Here is a 26,249-nt window from a genome sequence, read left to right as displayed (position 1 = left end):
CGAACGCTTACGGCCAGCGGAATGGTCGACCGGCCGGCCATGGCCTTGGGTTCAGCTCGCCGGGATGCGCAGCGTGCGGCTGGCGGCCAGCAGGGCCAGCAGGGTGGGATCGCGCTCGCGGCTGCGCAGAAAGCACAGCGCGATGGATTGGCGCATCGCATAGCGCGGGTCCAGCGGGATCAACCGGACATTGGGCGGCAGCACGCTGCGCACGCGACCGGGCAGCAGCGTGCAGCCGATGCCGCCACCGACCAGATTCATCAGCGAGAAGATGTCATTGGTCTTCATCACCACCTGCGGCTCGAAGCCGGCCAGCCGGAAGGCGTCCATGAAGCGGCTGTAGGTCACGAAGCCCTCCTGCAGGCTGACGAAGCGCTCGTCCGCGCAGTCCTCCAGCGCGATGCTGGCGCGGCCGGCGTAGGCCGATCCCTCCGGGGCCGCAAAGTAGATGTTGTCGTCGAACAAGGCCTGGCTTTCGAGGTCCGCGCAGCCCTCGGGCTGGCCGATCACGGCCGCGTCGATGCTGCCGTCGCGCAGCTTCTGCAGCAGATCGTTGTTGGAACCCAGGATCAGCTCCGCCTGCACATCGGGCTTGCGCAGCTTCAGCGCCATGATCAGGGCCGGCACGGTGCCGCTGGTCAGCGAGTACAGCGAGCCGATGCGGATGCGCTCCGAGCCATAGCCGGCCAGCGCCCGGGTGGCGCGCACGCCCTCGTCCATGCGCTGGAGAATGTCGCGCGCCACCTCGGCCAGCGCGTGGGCGGCTTCGGTCGGCTGCAGATTGCGGCCTTCGAGCCGGAACAGCGCGCAGCGGGTGCCGGACTCCAGCGAATGCAGTGCGCGATGGACGCTGACCGCGCTGATGCCCAGCCGCTCGGCGGCCCGCGCGAGGCTGCCGCTTTCAAGAAAGCTGATCAGGATCTCGAGCTTGCGAAACGTGATGTCTTCATGGATGCGAGGCAGCATGGGGCGATGATCGCATGGGCCGTGGCGGCGCCGCTTCAGCAGGCCAGGCCCTCGGAACACAGCCTCAGCAGCCAGGTCCGGCCGTCCGCGCCGGCCTGGCGCAGCTGCACCGGCAGGTGCTGGCGGGCGGGGTCGAGCCAGACATCGAGCGCGGCGTCGTAAGGCCCCAGTGCCTCGCGCTGCAGATGCAGCGCGTTCTCGACTCTGCCGACCGGCAGCTCCAGGTCCTCGCTGCGCTGCACGACAAAGCGCCAGTTCGCGAGATCGCCGCGCAGTCCGGCCACCGGCAGGCTCAGCTCGGTGCCGGGCCGGCACAGCGCGGGGGTGGCGGCGGTCAGCGCGGCCAGTTGAATCATCCACGTCAGCCGGTCCTGCACACCGGCCGGCAGCGGCAGCAGCGCGGGGCTGGCCGAGAAGCTGATCAGCCCCTGCGCGCGGCGGAAGTTGATGGCCTGGCTGTCACGGCCGCGGCGCTGCTGGGCGAATCGCTCGGGGGCCAGGCCTTGCGCATCGAAGCCGCCCTCGCTGCGCCAGCCGGGCAGGGTGCGGTCCGGCAGCTCGCGCTCCAGCCGGGCCCGGTAGTGCAGGCCATCGGGCTGCCAGCTCAGTCGGGCGATCCCGCCGGCCTCGCCCTGGCGCAGCTCGTAGTGCCAGAGGAAAGCGGCAGCCGGCGTCGCAGTGATCAGCGGCTCGGCCGGGGCGCTCGGCACAGCGGCTTGTTGTGGCTGTGGCGCTGGCCGCAGTCGTTGGCGCGGCGCAGGAGCTTTAGTCTCAGCCGGCATGACGATCTCGGGCCGCGGTGTCGCGATGACGATCTGCCGCGTCAGCATCGCGGCACTAGCGCCGACTTGGCTGGCCTGGCGGGGCTGCGGGCGCCCGTCGCCGAGCCCGTTCAGCAGCGCCCAGTGCAGGGCCAGCGCGCCGGCGGCGGCCCACAGCAGCGATGACGGGAGGGCAGGGCGAGACATCGGACAATGCTGCTTCTTGCCTTGCAGCCGACCTATCCCATGAAACTTGCCAGCTATAACGACGGTTCCCGCGACGGCCAGCTGATCGTGGTCTCGCGTGACCTCAGCTCCGCCCACTATGCCAATGGCATCGCCACGCGGCTGCAGCAGGTGCTCGACGACTGGAACTTCCTGTCGCCCCAGCTCGACGAGCTCTACACCCAGCTCAACCACGGCAAGCTGCGCCACGCCTTTGCCTTCGATCCCAAGCTTTGCATGGCGCCGCTGCCGCGCGCCTACCAGTGCATCGAGGCCCTGAGCCCTGACGAGGAGGCGGCCGAGCCGCTGATGCAGCAGGTCGGCAGCGACGACTTCATCGGCGCTTGCGAGACGCTGCGCTTCGGCGCCGAGGCGATGGGCCTGGGCTGCGAGCCGCGGCTGGCGGCGGTCTGCGGCGATGTGGCCCAGGGCGCCGGCCCCGAGCAGGCGCTCGAGGGGGTGCGCCTGCTGGCGCTGGCCGGCAGCTGGCTGCTGCGGCAGCTGGAGCCGGCCGAGCGCGCGCGCGGGGCCGGCCTGCTGCAGAGCCGGCCCGCCACCGCTTTCGCGCCGGTGGCGCTGACGCCCGACGAGCTCGGCGAGGCCTGGCAGGGCGGGCGCGCCCGGCTGACGCTGCAGGCCATGGTGAATGGACGCAAGAGTGGCGGCGCCGGCAGCGAGACGGGGGCGCGCTGGCATCTGGGGCAGCTGATCGCCCATGCGACCCGGACGCGCCGGCTGCGTGCCGGCAGCATCGTCGGCAGCGGGCCGCTGGATCTGCAGGCCTTGCCAGCACTGAAATTCGGCGACTCGCTGCGCCTCGAACTCAAGAGCCCGGACGGGCTGAGCCCCTTCGGCGCGATCGATCAGGATGTGGAGGCCTTGGCATGACGACGAACCCACGCAAGAAGATCATCATCGACACCGACCCGGGTCAGGACGATGCGGTCGCGATCCTGCTGGCGCTGGCCAGCCCGGAGCTGGAGGTGCTGGGCCTGACGACGGTGGCCGGCAATGTGCCGCTGGCGCTGACCAGCCGCAATGCGCTGATGATCTGCGAGCTGGCCGGACGACGCGACATCCCGGTCTACGCCGGTGCCGACCGGCCGCTGCTCAAACCGCTGGTGACGGCCGAGTTCGTCCATGGCAAGACCGGGCTCGATGGCCCGACGCTGCCGGAGCCGATGCTGGCACTGGCCGAGGGGCATGCGGTGGATTTCCTCATCGACACGCTGATGCGTGAGCCGGTCGGCAGCGTGACCCTGTGCCCGCTAGGACCGCTGACCAATATCGCGCTGGCGCTGGCGCGCGAGCCGCGCATCGCGGCCCGTATCGAGCGCATCGTGCTGATGGGCGGCGGCGGCTTCGAGGGCGGCAACATCACGCCGGCGGCCGAGTTCAATATCTATGTGGACCCGCATGCCGCCGATCTGGTGTTCCGCGCCGGCGTGCCGATCACGATGGCGCCGCTGGATGTCACGCACCAGGCGCTGACCACGCGCGCGCGCGTCGCCGCGATCCGGGCGCTGGGCACGCCGCTGGGCGAGGCCGTCGCGCTATGGCTGGAGTTCTTCGAGCGCTTCGACGAGCAGAAGTATGGTCAGGAGGGCGGGCCGCTGCACGACCCCTGCGTGATCGCCTGGCTGCTGCGCCCCGAGCTGTTCACCGGCCGCGACTGCCATGTCGCGATCGAGACCGCCAGCCCGCTGACCCAGGGCATGACCGTGATCGACTGGTGGGGCGTGACCGGCAAGCCGGCCAACGCCCATGTGCTGGGCGGGCTGGATGCCGATGGCTTCTATGCGCTGATCACCGAGCGGCTGGCCCGGCTCGGCTGATGGCAAGATAGGCCCTCGATTCAAGGGAGCTTCGCGTCATGCTGCATCGTCGTCACTTTGTCTGTTCCGCTGGCCTGCTGCTGCCGGCCTTTGGCGCGCGGGCCGCGCTCAACGAGACCGATGCCGCGTCCGGTATCCGCACGGCGCTGGAGCGCGGCGCGGTGGCGGCGGTGGGTTTGCTCGGCAAGCCCGATGGCTTCCTGGGCAACCCGCTGGTGCGCATCGAGCTGCCTGGCTATCTGAAGGATGGCGCCAAGCTGCTGAAGGCCACCGGCCAGGGCAAGCGCGTCGACGAGCTGCTGACCGCGATGAACCGCGCGGCCGAGGCGGCGGTGCCGGAGGCCAAGAGCCTGCTGGTGGCGGCGGTGAAGAGCATGAGCGTCGAGGACGGCCTGAAGATTCTGCGCGGCGGCGACGATGCCGCCACCCAGTTCTTTGCCGGCAAGACCCGCGAGCCGCTGGGCCAGAAGTTCCTGCCCATCGTCAGCCGGGCGACCCAGAAGGTGAAGCTGGCCGACAAGTACAACGCGGTGGCCGGCAAGGCGGCCGGCATGGGCCTGATCCGCAGCGAGGACGCCAATATCCAGCAGTATGTGACGGGCAAGGCGCTGGACGGCCTGTTCCTGATGATCGGCGAGGAGGAAAAGAAGATCCGCAAGGACCCGGTCGGCACCGGCAGCGCGATCCTGAAGAAGGTCTTCGGAGCGCTGTGATGAGCTCAGCCTGGCAGGACCGCAGCCACGACCTCGACAGCCTGGACAAGCTGCGCGGCCTCTATCCGCCGCCCGAGGCGCCGGCCACGCTGGACAAGGAGTGCGACCACATCCATCCGCTGTACCGGCCCTTCATCGAGGCCGCGCCTTTCGCGGTGCTGGCCACGCGCGGCCCGCGCGGGCTGGACTGCTCGCCGCGCGGCGATGCGCCGGGCTTCGTCACGGTGGCCGACCAGAAGACCCTGCTGCTGCCCGACCGGCGCGGCAACAACCGCATCGACAGCCTGCGCAATGTGCTGCACGACCCCGAGGTCGCGCTGCTCTTCCTGATCCCCGGCATCGGCGAAGCCTTGCGCGTCAACGGCAGGGCCCGCATCAGCGCGGCGCCGGCCCTGCTGCAGCGCTTCGAGTTCGAGGGCAAGCTGCCCCGCTCGGTGCTGGTCATCGAGGTGAAGCTGGTGTTCTTCCAGTGCGCCCGCGCGATCAAGCGCTCGGGACTGTGGGAGCCGGCTGCCCAGATCGCCCGCAGCGAGCTGCCGTCGACCGGCAGCATCCTGCAGGCCCTGAGCGCGCGGGTCGATGGCGCTGCCTATGACGCGGCGCTGGAGGAACGGCAGCGGCTGACGATGTATTGAGTGGAGCAGGCCGGCTGCCTCAGTATACTGATTTTTCATACAGTTACTCAAGGCCGTGCCTATGCTCCATCACCTCTCGTTCGGAGTCCGAAACCTGCGGCGGGCCGCCGACTTCTATGACGCGGTCCTGCAACCTCTCGGCTATGTGCGTGTGTGGACGGATTTCGAGGGCGATGAAGACACGCAAGCGGTGGGCTACGGCGAACCCGGCGGCGGCGACAAGCTGGCGCTGAAGCAGTGTCCGAACGGGGCCGTCGCACCTGGCCCGGGGTTTCATCTCGCCTTCTCGGCGCCAAGCCGGGCGGCGGTCGACAGCTTCCACGAGGCCGCCATGCGCAGCGGTGGGCAAGACAATGGCGCCCCCGGTCTTCGGCCCGACTACGGCCCCGACTACTACGCTGCCTATGTTGTCGATCCGGAAGGTTGGCGCATCGAGGCCGTCATCAACACGGTGGCGTAGCCATCCTTCACGGGGACCGGGTGCTTGCGAGCGCCATCAATCCCCACCCACGCAAAGGCGTCCTCTATGCCCCAGTTCGTAGCTCTGTTGCGCGGCATCAATGTTGGCAAGGCCAAGCGGATTCCGATGGCCGATTTAAGAGGCCTGCTGGCTGAGTTGGGATACACCGACATAGCCACGCTGCTGAACAGCGGCAACGCCGTGTTTCGCGCCGCCACGGGCACGCCCGCACAGCATGCGCAAGACATCGCCGCAGCCATACTGAGAGCGCTGAAGATGGAAGTGCCTGTCGTCGTCAAGTCGGCCAAAGAGCTGGAGGCCATCGTCGGCGAGAACCCCTTGGCCGAGAACGCGGCCCATCATTCCCGACTCTTGGTAGTCTTTGCTCAAAGCACGGCCACGCTCTCTGAGCTTGCTGCGGTTGAGGCCTTGGTCGTGCCGCCCGAGGAGTTCGTGGTCGGCAAGAGCGCTGCGTATCTGCACTGTGCAAGCGGTCTCCTGGAAAGCCCAGCCGGGGAAGCCTTGCACGGCAAAGCGGGAAAAGCGATCACCACAAGAAACTGGGCGACCGTGCTGAAGCTGCAGGCCCTGGCGGTGAAGGATCAAGAGACTCTTTCGTGACGCTGAGATTCGAGGGCTGGTCGGCGTCACGATCCGCGCGATCTGCCGAAAGCCACCAGCTATGGCACAGTCCCGGCCCATGAGCCCCAGCCCCCGCGCCCCTACCATCGTCGATGTCGCCGCGCAGGCCGGCGTGTCCATCAAGACCGTCTCGCGGGTCTTGAACCATGAGGCCGGCGTGCATGAGGAGACGCGCGAGCAGGTGCTGAAGGTGGTGGCCGAGCTGAAGTACCGGCCCAAGCTGTCGGCGCGCAGCCTGGCCGGGGCGCGCTCCTTCCTGATCGGGCTGCTGTACTACGACCCCAGCGCGGCCTTTGTCGGCGGCGTGCAGCAGGGCGCGACCCTGCGCTGCCGCGAGGCCGGCTATCACCTGGTGGTGGAGTCGCTGGACAACGATGCGCCGGACATCGAGAGCCAGGTCGAGCGCATGCTGTCGGCGCTGCGGCCGGACGGCATGATTCTGGCGCCGCCGATCTGCGACAACCCCAAGGTGCTGAAGGCGCTGCGCGACAGCAACACGCCCTGCGTGCAGATGTCGCCGGGGCTGCCGGACGAGCGCAGCGCGGTCGTGCGCATGGACGATGTGCAGGCGGCCGAGGAGGTGACGAATCTGCTGCTGAGCCTGGGTCATCGCCATATCGGCTTCATCCGCGGCGCCACCGACCAGGCCGCCTCTGCGCTGCGCTACCAGGGCTTTGCCCAGGCGATGCAGGCCCATGGGCTGGCGGTCGAGCCCGAGCTGGTCTACCAGGGCGACTTCACCTATCCCTCCGGCGTCGAGGGCGCGCACGCCTTGCTGAGCCGGCGCCAGCGGCCCACGGCGGTGTTCGCCAGCAATGACGATATGGCGCTGGGTGTGCTGGCGGCGGCGCAGCGCCTGGGCCTGGCGGTGCCGGCCGATCTGTCGATCGCCGGTTTCGATGATTCGCCGGCGGCCAGCCTGGTCTGGCCGCCGCTGACCACGGTGCGCCAGCCGGTGGCGGCGATGGCGCGGGCGGCGGTGGACCTGCTGATCGCGCCCGATGGCGAGCCCGGCCCCCGGGTGATTGCGCATGAGTTGGTGGTGCGCGATTCGACCTCGGCCCTGCCGCATGCCCCGGCCGGCCGCCGTCGTGCGGCGGCCCAGAAAGCCTGAAGCAAAACTACGGGAAGACCCTTTGTTGACCGACAATGACAACGTTGTCAGAATCCGCCCAAGCAATAAAGACAACGTTGTCAATTGCGTAGGAAGACAACAGGCGCGGCATCAGACCGGGCCGGATTCCACCGCGTCGCCGGGCCCACCCGACGGCGTTCCGACCACACCGATGGATGGAGACAAAGATGATCGCAAACAAGACCGCATGCCTGCGGCTGGCCCTGGTGCCCGCCGCGATCCTGGCCGGATTCGGCGCTTCGGGCCAAGCCATGGCCCAGTCCAGCACCGAGGCGCCGACCGCGCTGGAGCGCGTCACGGTGTCGGCCACCAAGCGCCTGACCTTTGTGCAGGACACGCCGCTGGCCGTGACCGCGCTGACGCAAAAGGAGCTGGATCGCGCCGGCGTCAAGGATCTGTTGACGATGCAGGCCCTGGTGCCTAACCTGAGCATCGAGCAGCACGGCGACTCGGGCGGCGTCCACGTCTTCCTGCGCGGCATCGGCTCGACCAACCATACCGAGCTGGGTGACCCGGCCGTGGCCTTCCATGTGGACGGCGTCTACTCGCCGCGGCCGCAGGGCGCGACGGTGCTGATGTATGACCTGGAGAGCGTCGAGGTGGCGCGCGGCCCGCAAGGCACGCTGTTCGGCCGCAATGCGACGGCCGGCTCGGTCAATCTGAACACCGCCAAGCCCAAGCTGGGCCAGTTCGGCGGCTCGGGCAGCATGCTGCTGGGCGACCGCAACCGCACGACGCTGCAGGGCGCGCTCAACGTGCCGCTGGGCGAGACGCTGGCGCTGCGGGTCGCCGCGATCCAGGAAAAGCAGGACGGCTGGGTGGACTTCCAGGCCCGCTCCAATGTGCAGCCCGGCGCGCGCAAATACGGCGCTTCCGACCAGGCCGGCGTGCGCAGCACCCTGCTGTGGGAGCCCAGCCCCGCGCTGACCGCCACCGTTGCGGCCGAGTACTACCGCGACCAGGGCACCGGCCAGGTCTCGCTGATGCAGCAGCCGCGCCCCGGCCAGAAGCTGCGCTCGGCACTGATCGACACGCCCGGACATCTGGACCAGGACATCATCACCTACCGCGGCCGTGTCGACTGGCGGCCCAGCGATGCGATCGAGGTCAGCTATATCGGCAGCTGGAGCCGGCTCAAGCGCCAGAACGCCAGCGACAACGATGCCGGCACCCAGCCCGGCTTCAAGCAGGAGCACCGCACCGAGTGGTCGCAGTTCGACAACTACACCCATGAAGTCAATCTGAAGAGCACCGGCAGCGGGCCCTTCCAGTGGATCGCCGGCGCCTTCATGATCAAGGAAGACAACAAGATCCGCTTCGACATCGACATCTCGAAGACGGCGGTCGCGGCCGGCGCCGGTCCCATCGTGATCAATCCGGTGCTGCCGACCGATGTGGCCTGGGCCATGTCCTTCATCCAGCCCAAGCGCACCCTGGATTCCAAGGCGGTGTTCGGCCAGGGGACCTTCGCCTTCACCAAGGACCTGAAGCTGACTGCCGGCGCCCGCTACACCGACGAGAAGAAGCAGGACGTCGGCGGCCGCAACTGGGTCTGCCCCGACTTCGGCGCCACCATCGCCAACGGCGGCCGCCTGATCGGCCCCGGCGGGCCGGTCGATGTGGCCAGCTGCGGCAGCGTCCATGCGCCCGGCACCTGGCCCGGCGGCGGTGCCAATGATGGCCGCACCAGCGACGACGCCTCCACCTATCTGCTGCGCGGCGAGTTCAAGGCCAGCCCCGATCTGCTGACCTACGCGACCCTGTCCACCGGCTTCAAGTCCGGCGGCCTGTCGGACGGCGGCCGGCGCCATCTGCCGGAAAAGCTGACCAATGTGGAGCTGGGTGCCAAGGCCGAGTTCTTCCAGCGCAGCCTGGCGCTGAACCTCGCGGCCTTCTGGATGAAGTACAAGGACATGCAGGTCTCGGCCATCGAGTACCAGCCCAATGGCCAGCAGCAGCTCGTCACCAGCAATGCCGCGAAGGCGACGATCAAGGGCGTCGAGGCCGAGCTGAGCTGGCGCCTGACGCGCGATGCGCGGCTGATGGGCAATGCCTCGGTGCTGAACGCGCAGTACGACGACTTCCTGACCTGCGATTCGGCCCTCCTGGACTGCAACAACACCGCCAACTTCGTCAATCTGAAGGGCTCGAAGCTGCCGCATGCGCCCAAGTTCAGCACCACCCTGGCCTTCGAGCATGACTTCGCGCTGGGCAGCGGCCGGCTGACACCGCGCATCGGCGTGCACTACCAGGCCCGCAGCTATCTGAGCAACTTCAACACCGCGCCCACCGCTGCGGTGAAGCCCGGTTCCTTCGCCGAGGCGCGCACGCAAAAAGCCTACAGCAAGGTGGACCTGAGCCTGCGCTACGAGGACGGCAAGGGCCGCTGGGAGCTGGAGGCCTTTGTCAACAACGCCACCGACAAGATGGTCAAGACCGATGCCTCCTGGATCGGCGACACCAGCACCTGGGTGAGCTTCTACAACCCGCCGCGCACCTACGGCGTCAAGGCGGCTTACCGCTTCTGAGGCGGCTGAGCGAGAGCAGCGTGATGGCGGCAAGTCTGCATTCCCGTGAGTCGGCAAAGCCCTTAGGCTGAACCACCGCACAAGCCGCTCACGGAGATACCGGTGAAACTCAAGACCAGCCTCATCGCGCTGACCCTGCTGATGCTCGGCAGCCTCGCCCTGGCCCAGCCGCCGCAGCTTCGGGTGGCCACCTTCCCCGATCTCGACCGCGCCGCCAAGGCCGCGGCCGCGATCTGGGCCCAGCGCCACCCCGGCATCGAGCTGAAGATCGTCTCGATGCAGTACGCCGACCACCATATGGCGATGACCACGGCCCTGGCCACCGGCTCCGGCCTGCCCGATGTGATGGCCATCGATCTGCGCTTCATCGGCAAGTTCGCGGCCTCGGGCGGCTTCGTCGATCTGAACCAGGCGCCCTACAACGCCGGCGCCATGGCTGGCGACTATGTGCGCTATGCGCTGATCCAGGGCCAGAGCCGCAAGGGCGCGCAGCTGGCGATGCCGGCCGACATCGGCCCCGGCACCTTGCTCTACCGCAAGGACATCCTCGACAAGGCCGGCGTCAGCGAGGCCGAGATCACCAGGGACTGGGCCTCCTATCTGGCCGCCGGCAAGAAGATCAAGGCGGCCACCGGCGCCTTGCTGATGGCCGACGCCGCCGACCTGCGCGATATCGCCTTGCGCCAGGGCCTGAAGGACGGGGAGGGCATCTACTTCGATGCCGACGGCAAGGTGCTGGTCGAGAGCGAGCGCTTTCGCCGGGCCTTCGAGCTGGGCCGTGCGGCGCGCGCCGCCGGGCTCGATGCCCATGCCTCGGCCTGGAGCAATGACTGGGCGGCCGGCTTCAAGCAGGGCCGCATCGCGACCCAGATGATGGGAGCCTGGCTGGTCGGCCATCTGAAGAACTGGCTGGCGCCGGACACCGCCGGGCTGTGGCGCTCCGCCCCCTTGCCCGGCGGTGTGCAGGCGGCCTATGGCGGCTCCTTCTATGCGATCCCCAAGAAGGCCCAGCACAAGGACGCCGCCTGGGACTTCATCCGCCTGATGACGGCCGACAAGGCGGTGCAGATCAACTCGCTGCGCGTGCTCGACAGCTATCCCGCCCTGCTGGCCGCCCACCAGGACCCGTTGATGGACGAGCCGATCGCCTTTCTCGGCGGCCAGGTGGCGCGCCAGATGTGGCGCGAGACGGCGGCCCGCGTGCCGGCCACGCCGGTCAGCCCCTTCGATGTGCTGGCCACCACCATCATCCGCGACGAGTTCGAGAAGGTCATCACACGCGGCAAGGACATCGCCACCGCGCTGAAGGATGCACGCGAGCTGATCGAGCGCCGCACGCGCCGCCGCCCGGGGAGGGAGGCATGATGGCCCGGCCCCTGCTGTCGCGCCGCTGGGCGCCCTATCTCTTCATCGCGCCCTTCTTCCTGCTGTTTGCGGTGTTCGGTCTGTTCCCGCTGCTGTTCTCCATCTATCTGTCGCTGCACCAGTGGAACCCGGCCGAGGGCCTGCACACCATGCACTGGGTCGGCTTGGAGAACTATTGGTACGCCGTCACCGACCCCTGGTTCCACGACTCGCTCTACAACACCGTCTGGTTCGCGCTGGTCGCCGGCCTCCCGCAGCATCTGGTGGCGCTGCCGCTGGCCTTCTTCATCCACCAGCGCGTCAAGCGCGGCCGCAATCTGCTGGTCGGCGCCTACTTCGTGCCCTACATCACCTCCAGCGTCGCGATCGCGCTGATCTTCACGACCCTGCTCTCCAAGGACTACGGCCTGGTCAACGCGGTGCTGGCCGAGCTGACCCGCATCCCGCTGCTCGGCAGCCCGCTGGAGGCGGTGCTGCACAGCCGGGGCGGCGCGATCGACTGGCTGGGCGATGCCGACACCACCAAGCCGGCCGTGGCCTTTGTCGTGTTCTGGCGCTATCTGGGCTGGAACCTGGTGCTCTATCTGTCGGCCCTGCAGGTCATCGACAAGGACCTCTACGAGGCCGCCACGCTGGACGGCGCCAAGCCCTGGCAGCAGTTCCGCTACATCACCTTGCCCCTGCTGCGCCCGATGATGTTCTTCGCGGTGAGCCTGACCATCATCGGCAGCCTGCAGCTCTTCGAGGAGCCCTTCATCCTGGTGGACAGCGAGCGCGGCGCCAGCCAGTCGGTGATGACCAGCGCGATCTTCATGTACCGGCTGGCCTTCTCGGACGGCGACTTCGGCACCGCCTCGGCCGTCTCCTGGCTGCTGTTTTTCCTGATCGCTGCGCTGACCTGGCTCAACGCGAAATTGTTCGGCAGCGACGCGCGAGGTGAGCATGCAGCACGCTGATCCCGCCCTGCTCGTCAGGCCCATGCGCAACAGCGCTTCCACCTGGAAAGACCGGCCCTGGCTCGCCTGGCTGCTGGTCGGCCTCGGCGCCGTGCTGCTGGTCGCGCCGCTGTACTTCACCTTTGTGTTCGCCAGCCACGGCCGCAGCGAGATCTTCAACTCGCCGCCGCCGCTGTGGTTCGGCCTGTCCTCGCTGTCGAATCTGGAACTGCTGGAGCAGCGCCTGCCCTTCTGGCGCAATCTGGGCATGAGCCTGTATGTGGCCAGCCTGACGACGGCGCTGAACCTCTTGCTGTGCTCGCTGGCCGGCTATGGCTTCGCGGTCTACGAGTTCCGCTTCAAGAAGACGCTGTTCGCCATCGTGCTCGGCTCGATGATGCTGCCCAGCTTCCTCAACATGATCCCGAGCTTCATGGTGATGGACTTCCTGGGCTGGATCGACACGCCGCGCGCGCTCTATGTGCCGGCGGCGGCCAGCGCCCTGGGCATCTTCCTGATGCGCCAGTACATAGGATCGGCGATCCCCAAGGACCTGCTGGACGCCGCGCGCATGGACGGCTGCGGCGAGCTGCGCATCTTCTGGAGCGTGGTGCTGCCGCTGCTGAAGCCGGCGATGGGCACGCTGGGCCTGATCACCTTCATCGCCTCCTGGAACAACTTCGTCGCGCCGCTGGTCGTGATGCGCTCGGCCGAGAACTACACCTTGCCGCTGGCCTTGCGCTCGATGCAGGCGCCCAACAACACCGAGTGGGGCGCTTTGATGATGGGCAGTGCCATCGCGATGCTGCCCCTCCTGATCGCCTACTTCTTCAGCGCCCGGCGGCTGGTGGCCGGCCTGACCTCGGGCGCCGTGCGCGGCTGACCCCTGCTGTTTTTTCTCCTGCATGACTTGAAACCGCCCATGAACGCCATCGATCCCAATCCCTCTGCCCTCAGCGATCTGAGCCGCGTCTTCCGCACAGACTTCCAATGGGGCTCGGCCACCAGCGCCGCACAGATCGAGGGCGCCGCCGCCGAGGATGGCAAGGGCCCGTCGATCTGGGACCGCTTCTGCGCCGAGCCGGGCCGCATCAACGACGCCTCCGACATCGACGTCGCCTGCGACCACTACCACCGCTACAAGAACGATGTCGCGCTGATGAAGTGGATGGGGCTGCAGGCCTACCGCTTCTCGATCGCCTGGCCGCGCGTGCAGCCGCTGGGCCGCGGCGCCTGGAACGAGGCCGGCTTCGCCTTCTACGACCGGCTGATCGACGAGCTGCTGGACAGCGGCATCAAGCCCCATGCGACGCTGTACCACTGGGACCTGCCGGCCGCGCTGCATGACGAGTTCGGCGGCTGGCCCTCGCGCCAGATCGTGCCGCTGTTCGTCGACTATGCGGCGGAGGTCGCGCGCCGCTTCGGCGACCGCTTGGAGAGCATCTCCACCTTGAACGAGCCCTGGTGCGTCGCGACCCTGGGCTATGAGACCGCGCAGTTCGCCCCCGGCCAGACCAGCCGCGCGACCGCCGCCCAGGTTTCGCACCATCTGCTGCTGGCGCATGGCGAGGCGATCAAGGCGATGCGAGCCGTGACGAGCTGCAAGCTGGGCATCGTGTTGAACCACACGCCCGCCTTCCCGGCCGACAATCTGCGCGAGGAGGACCGCCGCGCCGCCCGCATCGACGATGGCCTGAACGTGCGCTGGTATATGGACCCGGTGTTCCGCGGCCAGTACCCGGCCGACATCATCGAACACCTGGGCGAGGACGCGCCGGTGATCGAGGAGGGCGACCTGGCCGCGATCCAGCAGCCGCTGGACTTCCTGGGCGTCAACTTCTACACCCGCAGCTTCATCTCCACGCAAAGCCCGGCCCTGCCGGCCCCCGGCAAGCAGGGCTTCACCGATATGGGCTGGGAGATCTACCCGAAGGCGCTGACCCAGCACCTGGTGCGCATCACCCGCGAATACTCGCCGCCACCGATCTTCATCACCGAGAACGGCATGGCCAATGCCGACACGGTGGTCGACGGCAAGGTGCCCGATGTCGAGCGCATCGCCTATCTGCGCAGCCATCTGCAGGCCCTGGCCAGCGCGGTGGAACTGGGGGTCGATGTGCGCGGCTATTTCTACTGGAGCCTGCTCGACAACTTCGAGTGGAACTCCGGCTACACCAAGCGCTTCGGCCTCTTCCATGTCGATTACGCGACGCAAGAGCGCCTGGCCAAGGACAGCGCGCACTGGTACCGCGGCTTCATCGCGACGGCCAAGGCGGGCGGCTGAGATGGCGGGCCTCAGCTTCAAGGGTGTGGCCAAACGCTATGGCGACAAGGCCCCGGTCGTGCGCGCGCTGGACCTGGAGGTGCAGGACGGCGAGTTCATGGTGCTGGTCGGCCCCTCGGGCTGCGGCAAGAGCACCTCGCTGCGCATGCTCGCCGGGCTGGAGGAGGTCAGCGCCGGCCAGATCTTCATCGGCGCCCGCGAGGTCACGACCGTGCCGCCGGCCGAGCGCGGCGTGGCCATGGTGTTCCAGAGCTACGCGCTGTATCCGCATATGAGCGTGGCCGAGAACATGGGCTTCGCCTTGAAGATGGCCGGCCGGCCCAAGGCCGAGGTCGCGGCCGCGGTGCTGAAGGCGGCGCGCAGCCTGCAGCTGGAGGCCTTGCTGGGGCGCAAGCCGCGCGAGCTCTCGGGCGGCCAGCGCCAGCGCGTGGCCATCGGCCGCGCCATCGTGCGCCAGCCCGAAGTCTTTCTGTTCGACGAGCCGCTGTCCAATCTGGACGCCGCGCTGCGCCACGAGACCCGGCTGGAGCTGGCCCGCCTGCATGAGGAACTGGGCGCCACCATCGTCTATGTGACCCACGACCAGGTCGAGGCCATGACCCTGGGCGACCGCATCGCGGTCTTCAACGAGGGCCGCATCGAGCAGGTCGGCGCACCGATGGAGGTTTATGAGCGGCCGGTGAACCGTTTCGTCGCCGCTTTCCTCGGCTCGCCGCGCATCAATTTTCTGCCGGCCGGCCTGATCCATACGGCCTTGCCGGCTGGCACCGAAACGGTCGGTCTGCGGCCCGAGCACCTGAAGCTGGTCGCGGCCGGCACCGGCCTGGACGGCGAGCTGGCGCTGATCGAGCATCTGGGCGACACCAGCATTGCCTATGTGCGCATCGCCGGTGTCGAGCAGGCCCTGGCCGTCAAGCTGGTGGCCGGTCAGGACTGGCAGCGCCATCAGCGCGTCGGCCTGCAGTGGCGGCCCGAGCATCTGCTGGCCTTCGATGCCCAGGGGTTGCGCCTGGAGCCGCGCGCATGAGCGGGGCGTCGTTTCCGCGCCTGGTGGCCGACGTCGGCGGCACCAATGTGCGCTTCGCCAGCCAGTACCTGCCGCAAGGCCCGCTGCTGGGCATGGCCAGCTATGCCTGCGCCGATCACGCCAGCCTGTGGGACGCGATGCAGCACCATCTGCGCATCCAGGGCCTGGAGCGGCCGCGCTGCTGCGCCATCGGCATCGCCACCGCGATCACCGGCGACCAGGTGCAGATGACCAACCACCACTGGTCTTTCTCGATCGAGGCGCTGCGCCAGGCGCTGGGCGCCGAGCGCCTCGTGGTCATCAACGACTTCACCGCGCTGGCCCTGGCCCTGCCGGCGCTGGCCCCGGCGTCACGCCGCCAGGTCGGCGGCGGCGCGGCGGTGGACGGCGCGCCGATCGGCCTGGTCGGCCCCGGCACCGGCCTGGGCGTCTCGGGCCTGCTGCCCGGCGTCGGCGGCGCCGGCTTGGCCCCGATCGGCGGCGAGGGCGGGCATGTGACGCTGTCCTCCTTCGAGCCCGAGGAGGACGCGGTGTTGCGCGTGCTGCAGCGCCGTTTCGGCCATGCCTCGGCCGAGCGCGCGCTGTCCGGGCCTGGGCTGGAGAACCTGTACCAGGCCCTGGCCGGCGTGCGGGGTCAGGTCGTGCCCGAGCGGGCGGCCCAGTCCATCACCGCCGGCGAGGACCAGTTGGCGCGCGACACGGTGGAGCTGTTCTGCAGCCTGCTGGGCAATGTGGCCGGCAATGTGGCACTGACGCTGGGCGCCCGCGGCGGCCTCTATATCGGCGGCGGCATTGTGCCGCGCCTGGGCGCCCGCTTCGACCGCTCGCGCTTTCGCGAGCGCTTCGAGGCCAAGGGTCGCTTTCGCGACTATCTGGCCGCAATCCCGGCCTATGTCGTCAGCGCCAGCGACGAGGCGGCACTGCTCGGCGCCTGCCGGGCGCTGGATGCGGCGATGCATTGAGGCCGAGCCAGCGCCGCGCTACATCTGCTCCCAGGGCAGACCGTCATGGCGCCAGCCATTGAGCCGGCCGCGCTGGAAGTGCTCGTCCGGGTCGCCCTCGAAGCCATGGACGATGTTGACGACCTCGGCAAAGCCGGCCGCCTCCAGCGCCTGGCCGGCCGCGACCGTGCGAGTGCCGGAGCGGCACAGGAGCACCAGCGGCTTGGCCAGGTCGCCGCCGGCCTCGCGCTTGACCTGGGCCACGAAGCGCTCCACATCGGGTTGCATCTCCGGATACTCGTACCAGGCCACATGGACGATGCCGGGCGGATGGCCGACATAGAGGTATTCCAGCTCCATGCGCACATCGAGGAACAGGGACTCGGGGTGTTCTTGCAGATAGGCCTGGGCCTCGACGGGGAGCAGATGTTTCATGGGGGTATTGACGCGCTCTCTAAAATGGTCGGATGAACGCTTCCACCCGACCCTACACGCGCGGCGCGCAGCTGCCCGAGATTCTGCAACAACGCATCGTCATCCTCGACGGCGCGATGGGCACGATGATCCAGCGCTACAAGCTGAACGAGGCCGATTATCGGGGCGAGCGCTTTGCCGGCCATGGCAAGGACCTGAAGGGCAATAACGACCTGCTGGTGCTGACCAAGCCCGAGGTCATCAGCGAGATCCACGAGCAGTACCTGGCCGCCGGCGCCGACATCATCGAGACCAATACCTTCGGCACCACCTCGGTGGCCCAGGAGGATTACGAGCTGGGCGAGCATGCCTTCGAGATGAATGTGGCCGCCGCCCGGCTGGCCCGCACCGCCTGCGCCAAGTACAGCACGCCGGACAAGCCGCGCTTCGCTGCCGGCGCGCTCGGCCCGACGCCGCGCACCGCCAGCATCAGCCCCGATGTCAATGACCCCGGCGCCCGCAATGTCGACTTCGACACGCTGAAGACCGCCTACTACGAGCAGGCCAAGGGCTTGCTGGACGGCGGGGTGGACCTGTTCCTGGTCGAGACCATCTTCGACACGCTGAACGCCAAGGCGGCGATCTTCGCGCTCGACGAGCTGATGGAAGACACGGGCGAGCGCCTGCCCGTCATCATCTCTGGCACCGTCACCGATGCCTCGGGCCGCATTCTCTCGGGCCAGACCGTCACCGCCTTCTGGCATTCGGTGCGCCATGCCAAGCCGCTGGCCATAGGCCTGAACTGCGCGCTGGGCGCGACGCTGATGCGGCCCTATATCGAGGAACTGGCCAAGGCGGCCGGCGACACCGCGATCAGCTGTTACCCGAACGCCGGCCTGCCCAACCCGATGAGCGACACCGGCTTCGACGAGACGCCCGATGTGACTGGCCGCCTGGTCGGCGAGTTTGCCGCCGCCGGTTTCCTGAACATCGCCGGCGGCTGCTGCGGCACGACCCCGGCCCATATCGCGGCCATCGCGCAAAAGGTCTCGGCCTACAAGCCGCGCGCCTGTGGCCAGCGCTTCTTCAGCGAGCTGGTGGCCGAGCAGGCGTGAATCAGTAGAGCTTCAGCAGCCGCTCCATATTGACCAGCAGCTTGAGCTCATGCGGCGCCAGGCTGGCGGCAATGGCCTGGCTGGCCAGGCGGGTGTCGCGCGGCACCGGCTCGCTCAGCGGCGCGCCGCTCTTGCCCAGCAGCGCGGCGACCAGGGGTTCGTTGGCGCTGTGGCCGCGCTTCGCGACGACGCCGACCTCGCCATTGGCCAGGCGCACCAGCGAGCCGGGCGGGTAGAGGCCGACGGCCTTGATCAGCGCGGCGCCGGCCTCGTCGGGCTGCTGCAGCTCATCCAGATAGACGGCACGCGCCGCCTGGGCTCCCGACAGGGCCTTGCGCGAGCGCCGCGGGCTCAGCCGCGCGCCGTAGAGATCGACGCGGCGCAGCACCCGCGCCATCTGCTCCGGCACCGAGCGCGCGGCCAAGGGCCCGGGGCCGGCCTCGTGATGCAGGCGCACGATCTGCAGCCATAGCGAGTCGTGCACGCCCAGCGTGCGCAGCAGCTCGGCGCTGCGGTCGCCATGGCCGACCAGCGTGGCTCGATGGGCCTCGCTGGGGCGTTCGTCCTGGCCGGCGAGCCGGTCCTGCAGCGCGCTGATGCTGATATTCATCGACAGCGCCGCCTGCCCCAGCACCAGGCGCAGATCCTCGGCCCAGCCCAGCTGGCGCGCGCAGAGTTCGCACAGCAGCAGGCTCAGCAACGCGTGACGGGCGCTGTAGTGCTGGAAATCCTGGCTGGACTCGAAAATCAGCAGCATCAGCGCCGCATCGGTCTGCTGCTGGACCCGCGCCAGCATCTCCTGCTGCAACGCCTGAAAGCGCGGCAGAAAGTCCTCGGCCCTGGGCTCGCGCAGCAGCGCATGGCCGCGCAGCTGCAGATCGGCCCAGGCGGCCTGGTCGCTGACCTGGGGCACGGCGGCGCCGCCCCGATCGGGCCGGTAGCTGGTCTGGGCCCGGGCGATGGCGCCCAGTGTGGCGCCCTGGTGCATCATCGTGTCGACCTTGTGGGCCAGCGCGCGCTGGTAGTCCTTGGTCTCATGGGCCAGCACCCAGGCACCGCGCTGTATCAGCGCCTGGACCAGGGGGCTGTCGCTGAGCACCTGGCCGCGCGCGATCAGCAGCTTGCCCTCGGCGTCGCGCAAGGAGAAATCCAGGACCTGGCCGATGCGCAGGCTGTGAGGGGGCAGGGGTATCAGATCCACAGTGGTTCGCTAGAGCTCTGTACGGATTGTCGGCGTGCCGGAGGCCGGCTTGAGTCGGCGGCCGGGACGCAGCGTAAAATGCGCCACGGTCCGAGGAGCGTTGCGACGGGGTCTGCGATCAAGCAGCAGCCCGCCAGGCTTGGATCTGCAAGGGCACCAGCCTTTTCAACGACGCTCACCGATCCATGATTTCGTCGTGGCCGCGGTGAGCCTGCGGTCCGATCTTTCGCCGAGGCCGCCATGAACACCGCTACCCCCCAGACCACGCCGCCACCGATGAAGCTCTCGGGGCTGGAGCCGGTGCAGATCGGCGCCGGCACGCTGTTCGTCAATATCGGCGAGCGCACCAATGTCACCGGCTCCAAGGCCTTTGCCCGCATGATCCTGGCCGGGCAGTTCGAGCAGGCGCTGGCGGTGGCGCGCCAGCAGGTCGAGAACGGCGCCCAGGTGATCGACATCAATATGGACGAGGCCATGCTGGACAGCAAGGCGGCGATGGTGCGTTTCCTGAACCTGATCGCCTCCGAGCCCGAGATCGCCCGCGTGCCCATCATGATCGACAGCTCCAAATGGGAGGTGATCGAGGCCGGCCTGAAATGCATCCAGGGCAAGGGCATCGTCAACTCGATCTCGATGAAGGAGGGCGAGGCCGAGTTCCGCCGCCAGGCCAATCTGGTGCGCCGCTATGGCGCGGCCGCCGTCGTGATGGCCTTCGACGAGAAGGGCCAGGCCGACACCTTCGAGCGCAAGATCGAGATCTGCGAGCGGGCCTACAAGATCCTGGTCGACGAGGTCGGTTTCCCGGCTGAGGACATCATCTTCGACCCCAATATCTTCGCGATCGCCACCGGCATCGAGGAGCACGACAACTACGCGGTCGACTTCATCAACGCGACCCGCTGGATCAAGCAACACCTGCCCGGCGCCAAGGTCAGCGGCGGGGTCTCGAACGTCAGCTTCAGCTTCCGCGGCAACGACCCGGTGCGCGAGGCCATCCACACCGTGTTCCTGTACCACGCGATCCAGGCCGGCATGGACATGGGCATCGTCAACGCCGGCATGGTGGGGGTCTACGACGATCTGGAAGCGACGCTGCGCGAGCGGGTCGAGGACGTGGTGCTGAACCGTCGCCCCGATGCCGGCGAACGCCTGATCGAGGTGGCCGAGAGCGCCAAGGGCCTGGCCAAGGACGACACGGCCCGGCTGGCCTGGCGCGCCGGCGATGTCAACGCGCGGCTCTCGCATGCGCTGGTGCACGGCATCACCGACTTCATCGTCGAAGACACCGAGGAGGCCTGGGTCGCGATCCAGGCCGGCGGCGGCCGGCCGCTGCATGTCATCGAAGGCCCGCTGATGGCCGGCATGAATATCGTCGGCGACCTGTTCGGCCAGGGCAAGATGTTCCTGCCCCAGGTGGTCAAGAGCGCGCGGGTGATGAAGTCCGCCGTGGCCCATCTGATCCCCTATATCGAGGAAGAAAAGCGCCAGCTGGAGGCCGCCGGCGGCGACGTCAAGCCCAAGGGCAAGATCGTCATCGCGACCGTGAAGGGCGATGTGCATGACATCGGCAAGAACATCGTCACCGTGGTCCTGCAGTGCAATAACTACGAGGTCGTGAACATGGGCGTGATGGTGCCATGCCAGGACATCCTGGCCCGCGCCAAGGTCGAGGGGGCCGACATCATCGGCCTCTCGGGCCTGATCACGCCCAGCCTGGAGGAGATGCAGCATGTGGCCGCCGAGATGCAGCGCGACGACTACTTCCGCATCAAGAAGATTCCGCTGCTGATCGGCGGCGCCACCTGCAGCCGCGTCCACACCGCCGTCAAGATCTCGCCGCATTACGAGGGTCCGGTGGTCTATGTGCCCGATGCGTCGCGCTCGGTGGGCGTCTGCACCGAGCTGCTCAGCGACGACCGCGCGGCCGCCTATATCGACGAGCTGAAGGCCGACTACGACAAGGTGCGCCAGCAGCATGCCAACAAGAAGAAGACCCCGCTGGTGACGCTGGCCCAGGCGCGCGCCAACAAGACGCCGCTGGACTGGGCCGGCTACCGGCCGCCGGTGCCAAAGTTCATCGGTCGCCGTGTCTTCCGCAACTACGACCTGGCCGAGTTGGCCCAGCACATCGACTGGGCGCCGTTCTTCCAGACCTGGGATCTGGCCGGCCCCTTCCCGGCCATCCTGAAGGACGAGATCGTCGGCCACGAGGCGCAGCGCGTCTTCAGCGACGGCAAGCGCATGCTGCAACGCCTGATCGACGGCCGCTGGCTGACGGCCAACGGCGTGTTCGGCCTCTACCCCGCCGCCCAGGTCAACGACGACGATATCGAGATCTACAGCGACGAGAGTCGCGCCGAGGTGCTGATGACCTGGCGTGGCCTGCGCATGCAGTCGGAGCGCCCGGTGGTCGACGGCGTGATGCGGCCGAATCGCTGCCTGGCCGACTACATCGCGGCCAAGGGCGGCGTGCCGGATTACATCGGCCTGTTCGCGGTCACCGCCGGCCTGGGCGTCGACAAGAAGGAAGCGCAGTTCCTGGCCGACCACGATGACTACTCGGCCATCATGCTGAAGGCCCTGGCCGACCGCCTGGCCGAGGCCTTTGCCGAGCGCCTGCACCAGCGCGTGCGCCAGGAGTTCTGGGCCTATGCGGAGGGCGAAGCGCTGAGCAACGAGCAGATGATCGCCGAGCAGTACCGCGGCATCCGCCCGGCGCCCGGCTACCCGGCCTGCCCGGACCATCTGTCCAAGCGCGATCTGTTCAAGGTGCTGGCGCCCGAGGACATCCAGATGGGCCTGACCGACAGCATGGCGATGACGCCGGCCGCCAGCGTCAGCGGCTTCTACTTCTCGCACCCCGAGGCCAGCTACTTCAATGTCGGCACCATCGGCGAGGACCAGATGCAGGATTGGGCCGCGCGGATGGCGCTGGACGAGCTTGACGCGAAACGCGCGCTGGCGCCGTTGCTGGGCTGACATGCGCTTACATCTGCCGGTCGGCGCCGGCCCGGCGGTCTGCGTTAAGGTGTCATCCCTGTTTCCGGAGTTGACCCTATGAGCATGCCCTTGAATTCCAGCCAGACCATTGCCATCGTGGCGGTAGCGGCCGCTCTGGTGGCCGGCGCCTACGCGCTGGGCCGTTCTTCGCAAGACCCGGCCGCCGCGCCAGCGCCGGTGGCCGCCGTGGTCGAGGACAGCAAGCCCGTGCCGGCCAAGCTGGCCCAGGCCGAGGTGCCCAAGCCGGTACCCAAGCCCGCCGCCGAGCCCAAGCCTGCGGCCGAAGCCCGGCTTTGCAATGACTGCTCACGCGTCGTCTCGGTGCGCAGCGAGGAGCGCGAGGGTGAGGGCAGCGGCCTCGGTGCGATCGGTGGCGCGGTGATCGGCGGCATCCTGGGCAACCAGGTCGGTGGCGGCAGCGGCAAGAAGATCGCCACGGTCGGCGGCGCGGTGGCCGGTGGCTATGCCGGCAACGAGATCGAGAAGCGCCAGAAGAGCAAGCGCGTCTGGATCGTCCGCCTTGAGCACAAGGACGGCAGCAGCCGCACCTTGGAGCGCGCCAGCGATCCGGGCCTGAAGGCCGGCGACATCGTCGAGCTGCGCGACGGCGAGTTGCGCCGTCACTGAGGGATCAATGAGCGCCGGCCTGCCGGTAGCGTGCCGGCGGCACCCCGACCCGGCGGGTGAACTCGCGGGTGAAGTGGGCCTGGTCGGCAAAGCCGCACAGAAAGCCGATCTCGGCGATGCCATGCGTGCCGCTGCCCAGGCACCAGGCCGCCAGCCTTGAGCGGGTCTCGGCGATCACGCCGCTGAAGCTCAGGCCATGGGCGGCCAGCTGGCGCTGCAGGCTGCGGCCCGACAGGCCCAGGCCATCGGCGACCTCGGCCAGCCGCAGCGCGGCGGCTGGGTCGGCCAGCTGGCGCTGCGCCAATGCCAGCGCCAGCGGTGGCCAGCGCAGCGGCGCCAGCAGATCGGCCGGTGCGCAAGGTCTGCTTGGCAAAGGGCTGAGCGCCCGCCAGCGGAACTGCCAGGCCCGCATCGCATCATCGGCGGCCAGCTGGCGCAGCGTGGTCTCGTCGGCCTGTGGATGCACCGTATGGCCGGCAATCTCTACCCGCAGCGCTTGCGTGCCCAGGGCCTCGAAGCTGCCGATCAGCACGCCCAGCACCGCCAGGCTCTCGGCCGGCTGCGGCGCGGGGCCGCTGTGCCTGAGCCTGATCCGGCCCTCGGCCGGCGCGTCCTCGAGCAGCACGCGGTGCTCGGCGTGGATATAGCGCTCCAGCCGCTGCCAGCGCCGCATGAAGTCCAGCGGCTCGCGCGCGGCCACCAGCACCTGGTGCAGTGGCTCGCCCTCGATATGACTGACCTCGCGCGCCAGCGCCAGCAGCGTGGCCAGGCCGCCCTGCTCGACGATGGCCGCGACGACACGCCGCTTGTCCTGATGCGCCACCCGCGCGCCCTCGGGCAGCGGCAGCGGCGGGCTCAGGCCTTGCGCAGCCATGCCGCGCAGCAGCAGGCGCAGCATCGTTGCGCTGGCGAAGTCGGCGGTGTTCATCCCGCCAGTGTGCCCGCTGCTGCTCTCAAAACGTCGGCACCCACCGGCAGCCGCGTGAAGCGCCGGCCGGTGGCGGCCCGCAGCGCGTTGGCGATGGCCCCGGCGCCGGCCACCATCGCGGTCTCGCCGGCGCCGCCGCTGGGCTCGCCGGTATCGATCAGCTCGATATGCAGGGCTGGCAGATCGTGGATGCGCGGGATCGGCGCCTCGGCGAAGCCGCTGGCCGTGATGCCCGCCTGCTTGTCCACCGGCAGCACCTCGATCAGCACCATGCCCAGACACCAGACCAGATTGCCTTCGATCTGGGCGCGCACGCCGTCGGGCTGGATCAGGCGGCCGCAGTCGTGGGCGCAGTGCATCGCGCTCACCCGGGCGGCGCCGCTGGCCCGTTCGACCTCGACTTCGGCGATCACCGCCGCATACGCACTGCCCTTGTAGATGCCGCAGGCCAGGCCGCGGCCGCGCAGGGTTTGTGCGTCGCTGAGCGCAGGGCGCGGCCAGTCGGCGGCCAGCGCCACGCGCTGCAGCACGCGGCGCAGGCGCGGGTTGTCCAGGTGGGCGAGCCGGAAGGCCAGCGGATCAATGCCGGCCCGATGGGCGCATTCGTCGATCGCGCTCTCGATCACCCAGCAGTTCGGCCCCGCGCCCAGGCCACGCCAGGGGCCGGTGTGCACCGGCAGCCTGCGGGCGTCGAACTCGATGCGCTGGCGCGGCAGCGCATAGGGCGGCAGTGCGCCGCGCGAGACCCCGCCGTCGCCGGCGAAGTCTGCCAGGCCCTGCATCCAGCGCGGCATCGCCGCCGGCGTGAACAGGATGTGGCTGCTGATCAGCCGGTGCCACCAGTCGCTCACCCGGCCGTCCTGCAGCCGTGCCCGCAGCTGGTGGCGCGAGGGCGGGCGGTGGAAGCCCTGCTGCAGCTCCTGGGCGCGGGTCCACTGCACCTTGACCGGCGCGCCGGCCGCGCGCGACAGCAGGGCCGCCTCCGGCTCCACCAGCACCAAAGTGCGGGCGCCGAAAGCCCCGCCGGCGCGGCAGGCCTGCACCTGGACCTTGGCCGCATCCAGCGCCAGCCGCCGCACCAGCGTGTCGCGCACATAGAACAGGTCCTGCGTGCCGGTCCACAGCCGCAGGCTCTGGTCGGCCGCCCGGTAGTCGGCGACGGCGCAGCGCGGCTCGATGCCGTTGTGCGCCGCCAGCGGGGTCTCGAAGACCAGGTCCACATCCCAGGCCCCGGCCTCGGCCACCTCGTCCGCGCGCAGCTGGTGGCGCAGCCGGCCCTGCGCGGGCAGCTGCAGCAGGCGCTCGATATCGGCGGCGTCGCCATCCTCGACCTGCCACTGCAGGGCCAGCGCCGCCTCGATGCGGTCCAGCGCGCCCGGCGTGCGGGCCAGCAGGCCAAGGCCCTGGCTGTTGGCGCGTGTCAGCCCCGGGTGCTCGACCAGGGCCACGAAGCCGGGCAGCGCGCGGGCCGCTGCGGCGTTGAAGCCGGCGGGCCGCGAGGCCAGCTCGGGCGACACGGGCGCACGCAGCACGCGGCCGTAAAGCAGGCCCGGCAGCCGCACATCGGCCGCAAACAGCGGCGCGCCGGTCACGATCTCGTGGCCGAAGCCCAGGGCGTCGGACTGTCGGCGTGGCGCTCCGTTCAGGCTGCGCAGCGCGCTGGCCGGCCACTCGCGCGGCGGGCGACCGGCCAGGGCCTCGCGCAGCGCGGCGCAGGCCTGGGTCAGCGGCAGCGCGAAGTCCTTGACCGAGTCGCTGCCGACGGTGGCGCGCACCGGCGCCATGCTCCGGCTGTCGGGCAGCGCCAGGCTGATCGCGCCGATGGCCACGCCCAGCTCGTCGGCCGCGATGCGGCGCAGCGCGGTGCCGATGTGCTGGCCGATCTCGGCGCGCGGCAGCCGCAGCTCGAAACGGCCCGCGCCCAGATGGCTGATCCAGCCCATCGCGTCGGCCCGTGTGGGCTCGGGGCGACGCGGGATCACGGGCAGCATCGAGCAGCCGGCCAGGAGGGGCACGCTCAGCAGCGCGCCCAGCAGCTGGCGGCGCCTCATGATGCGCGGGCGGCGCGCTGGATCGCGCGGCACATGCGGGGCTGGCTGCCGCAGCGGCACAGATGGCCGGCCAGCGCGGTCTTGATCTGGGTCTCGCTGGGCTGCGGTGTCTGCCGCAGCAGGGCCGCAGCGGCGATCAGGTGGCCGCTCTGGCAATAGCCGCATTGCGGCACGGCCTCGTCCAGCCAGGCCTGTTGCAGCGGGTGCAGCCGCTCGCCATCGGCCAGGCCCTCGACCGTGGTCACCGTGCGGCCCTGCACCGCCGCCACCGGCAGCAGGCAGCTGCGCTGCGGCGCTCCATCCAGCAGCACGGTGCAGGCGCCGCACTGGCCCAGGCCGCAACCGAATTTGGCGCCCACCAGGCCCCAGGCCTCGCGCAACACCCACAGCAGCTGCTCGTCCCGCCAGCCCTCGGGCACGACCCGGGTCCGGCCATTGACCATCACTTCCATCATCGCCAC

General features: G+C 69.2%; 23 protein-coding genes, 1 pseudogene and 1 riboswitch. Of the genes and pseudogenes, 17 read left to right on the top strand and 7 right to left on the bottom strand.

The genetic code is table 11. The annotated features are described in order from the left end of the window. Positions 1 to 51: 51 nt before the first annotated feature. Together ABGI63_RS01200 and ABGI63_RS01195 are read right to left on the bottom strand one after the other, a co-directional pair. The gene (locus tag ABGI63_RS01200) at positions 52 to 966 is read right to left on the bottom strand and encodes a LysR family transcriptional regulator (protein WP_349740640.1); all 915 of its coding nucleotides are present in this window, start codon (positions 964 to 966) and stop codon (positions 52 to 54) included. A 35-nt stretch (positions 967 to 1,001) separates the two neighbouring features. Continuing rightward, positions 1,002 to 1,934, bottom strand: coding sequence for a DUF3108 domain-containing protein (locus ABGI63_RS01195; protein ID WP_349740639.1), 933 nt, complete (start codon positions 1,932 to 1,934; stop codon positions 1,002 to 1,004). Positions 1,935 to 1,973: 39 nt separating this feature from the next. Here ABGI63_RS01195 and ABGI63_RS01190 point away from each other — a divergent pair, with 39 nt between their 5' ends. The 14 genes from ABGI63_RS01190 to glk all read left to right on the top strand — a co-directional run bounded on the left by ABGI63_RS01190 (position 1,974) and on the right by glk (position 16,473). Further along, positions 1,974 to 2,840, top strand: coding sequence for a fumarylacetoacetate hydrolase family protein (locus tag ABGI63_RS01190; RefSeq protein ID WP_349740638.1), 867 nt, complete (start codon positions 1,974 to 1,976; stop codon positions 2,838 to 2,840). After that, entirely contained in the window at positions 2,837 to 3,787 is a 951-nt protein-coding gene (locus ABGI63_RS01185; RefSeq protein ID WP_349740637.1) for a nucleoside hydrolase, read from the top strand. Before ABGI63_RS01190 ends, ABGI63_RS01185 begins: the two co-directional genes overlap by 4 nt. 41 nt (positions 3,788 to 3,828) lie before the next feature. Further along, entirely contained in the window at positions 3,829 to 4,500 is a 672-nt protein-coding gene (locus tag ABGI63_RS01180) for a DUF4197 domain-containing protein (RefSeq protein ID WP_432767380.1), read from the top strand. After that, positions 4,500 to 5,135 (top strand): pyridoxamine 5'-phosphate oxidase family protein, encoded by a 636-nt coding sequence (locus ABGI63_RS01175; RefSeq protein ID WP_349740636.1) that lies wholly within the window; start codon positions 4,500 to 4,502, stop codon positions 5,133 to 5,135. Before ABGI63_RS01180 ends, ABGI63_RS01175 begins: the two co-directional genes overlap by 1 nt. A gap of 61 nt (positions 5,136 to 5,196) precedes the next feature. Next, a complete protein-coding gene (locus ABGI63_RS01170) occupies positions 5,197 to 5,595 on the top strand; it encodes a VOC family protein (protein ID WP_349740635.1) in 399 nt (132 codons plus the stop codon). A gap of 66 nt (positions 5,596 to 5,661) precedes the next feature. Then, positions 5,662 to 6,216, top strand: a complete 555-nt coding sequence (locus tag ABGI63_RS01165; RefSeq protein WP_349740634.1) for a DUF1697 domain-containing protein — start codon at positions 5,662 to 5,664, stop codon at positions 6,214 to 6,216. Between the two features lie 79 nt (positions 6,217 to 6,295). Then, positions 6,296 to 7,351, top strand: coding sequence for a LacI family DNA-binding transcriptional regulator (locus ABGI63_RS01160; protein ID WP_349740633.1), 1,056 nt, complete (start codon positions 6,296 to 6,298; stop codon positions 7,349 to 7,351). Positions 7,352 to 7,539: 188 nt separating this feature from the next. Beyond that, positions 7,540 to 9,900 carry a TonB-dependent receptor gene (locus ABGI63_RS01155; RefSeq protein ID WP_349740632.1) on the top strand — a complete coding sequence of 787 codons (2,361 nt, stop codon included), beginning with the start codon at positions 7,540 to 7,542 and terminating at the stop codon, positions 9,898 to 9,900. 102 nt (positions 9,901 to 10,002) lie between these two features. Further along, on the top strand, positions 10,003 to 11,265 hold the full coding sequence (locus tag ABGI63_RS01150) for an ABC transporter substrate-binding protein (RefSeq protein ID WP_349740631.1): 1,263 nt from the start codon (positions 10,003 to 10,005) through the stop codon (positions 11,263 to 11,265). Beyond that, entirely contained in the window at positions 11,262 to 12,221 is a 960-nt protein-coding gene (locus tag ABGI63_RS01145) for a carbohydrate ABC transporter permease (protein WP_349740630.1), read from the top strand. Before ABGI63_RS01150 ends, ABGI63_RS01145 begins: the two co-directional genes overlap by 4 nt. Then, positions 12,208 to 13,083 carry a carbohydrate ABC transporter permease gene (locus ABGI63_RS01140; protein WP_349740629.1) on the top strand — a complete coding sequence of 292 codons (876 nt, stop codon included), beginning with the start codon at positions 12,208 to 12,210 and terminating at the stop codon, positions 13,081 to 13,083. The genes ABGI63_RS01145 and ABGI63_RS01140 overlap by 14 nt, the downstream gene beginning before the upstream one ends. 39 nt (positions 13,084 to 13,122) lie before the next feature. Then, positions 13,123 to 14,484, top strand: coding sequence for a GH1 family beta-glucosidase (locus tag ABGI63_RS01135; RefSeq protein ID WP_349740628.1), 1,362 nt, complete (start codon positions 13,123 to 13,125; stop codon positions 14,482 to 14,484). 1 nt (position 14,485) lies between these two features. Beyond that, positions 14,486 to 15,511 carry an ABC transporter ATP-binding protein gene (locus ABGI63_RS01130; RefSeq protein WP_349740627.1) on the top strand — a complete coding sequence of 342 codons (1,026 nt, stop codon included), beginning with the start codon at positions 14,486 to 14,488 and terminating at the stop codon, positions 15,509 to 15,511. Then, positions 15,508 to 16,473: a glucokinase gene (gene glk / locus ABGI63_RS01125; RefSeq protein ID WP_349740626.1), complete on the top strand. Its 966-nt coding sequence runs from the start codon at positions 15,508 to 15,510 to the stop codon at positions 16,471 to 16,473. The genes ABGI63_RS01130 and glk overlap by 4 nt, the downstream gene beginning before the upstream one ends. An 18-nt stretch (positions 16,474 to 16,491) precedes the next feature. Here glk and ABGI63_RS01120 read toward each other — a convergent pair whose 3' ends face one another. After that, the gene (locus ABGI63_RS01120; protein ID WP_349740625.1) at positions 16,492 to 16,887 is read right to left on the bottom strand and encodes a rhodanese-like domain-containing protein; all 396 of its coding nucleotides are present in this window, start codon (positions 16,885 to 16,887) and stop codon (positions 16,492 to 16,494) included. Positions 16,888 to 16,919: 32 nt separating this feature from the next. On the opposite strand from ABGI63_RS01120, the gene ABGI63_RS01115 reads away from it, so the two are divergent. Next, a complete protein-coding gene (locus ABGI63_RS01115) occupies positions 16,920 to 17,981 on the top strand; it encodes a homocysteine S-methyltransferase family protein (protein ID WP_349740624.1) in 1,062 nt (353 codons plus the stop codon). A 1-nt stretch (position 17,982) separates the two neighbouring features. Here the strand turns inward: ABGI63_RS01115 and ABGI63_RS01110 are convergent, their stop codons facing one another. Beyond that, complete coding sequence (locus ABGI63_RS01110) at positions 17,983 to 19,182, bottom strand: HD-GYP domain-containing protein (protein WP_349740623.1); 1,200 nt, start codon at positions 19,180 to 19,182, stop codon at positions 17,983 to 17,985. Positions 19,183 to 19,268: 86 nt separating this feature from the next. Beyond that, positions 19,269 to 19,366, top strand: a riboswitch (S-adenosyl-L-homocysteine riboswitch). Between the two features lie 47 nt (positions 19,367 to 19,413). Here ABGI63_RS01110 and metH point away from each other — a divergent pair. Further along, positions 19,414 to 22,161, top strand: a pseudogene (gene metH / locus ABGI63_RS01105) (methionine synthase); the annotation flags it as partial. A gap of 78 nt (positions 22,162 to 22,239) precedes the next feature. Further along, a complete protein-coding gene (locus tag ABGI63_RS01100) occupies positions 22,240 to 22,809 on the top strand; it encodes a glycine zipper 2TM domain-containing protein (protein ID WP_349740622.1) in 570 nt (189 codons plus the stop codon). 4 nt (positions 22,810 to 22,813) lie between these two features. Here the strand turns inward: ABGI63_RS01100 and ABGI63_RS01095 are convergent, their stop codons facing one another. Genes ABGI63_RS01095 through ABGI63_RS01085 form a run of 3 tightly spaced genes read right to left on the bottom strand, consistent with a single transcriptional unit; the run spans position 22,814 to position 26,240 of the window. After that, on the bottom strand, positions 22,814 to 23,737 hold the full coding sequence (locus ABGI63_RS01095) for a helix-turn-helix transcriptional regulator (RefSeq protein WP_349740621.1): 924 nt from the start codon (positions 23,735 to 23,737) through the stop codon (positions 22,814 to 22,816). Next, positions 23,734 to 25,788 carry a xanthine dehydrogenase family protein molybdopterin-binding subunit gene (locus tag ABGI63_RS01090; protein ID WP_349740620.1) on the bottom strand — a complete coding sequence of 685 codons (2,055 nt, stop codon included), beginning with the start codon at positions 25,786 to 25,788 and terminating at the stop codon, positions 23,734 to 23,736. Before ABGI63_RS01090 ends, ABGI63_RS01095 begins: the two co-directional genes overlap by 4 nt. Further along, positions 25,785 to 26,240 carry a (2Fe-2S)-binding protein gene (locus ABGI63_RS01085; RefSeq protein ID WP_349741690.1) on the bottom strand — a complete coding sequence of 152 codons (456 nt, stop codon included), beginning with the start codon at positions 26,238 to 26,240 and terminating at the stop codon, positions 25,785 to 25,787. The genes ABGI63_RS01090 and ABGI63_RS01085 overlap by 4 nt, the downstream gene beginning before the upstream one ends. Positions 26,241 to 26,249: the final 9 nt, after the last annotated feature.

It is taken from the genome of Roseateles cavernae, assembly GCF_040187885.1.
Lineage (GTDB): Bacteria > Pseudomonadota > Gammaproteobacteria > Burkholderiales > Burkholderiaceae_C > Roseateles_E > Roseateles_E cavernae.
Note: the sequence above shows the minus strand (reverse complement) of the source record. Positions and strands in the feature narration are given on the sequence as shown.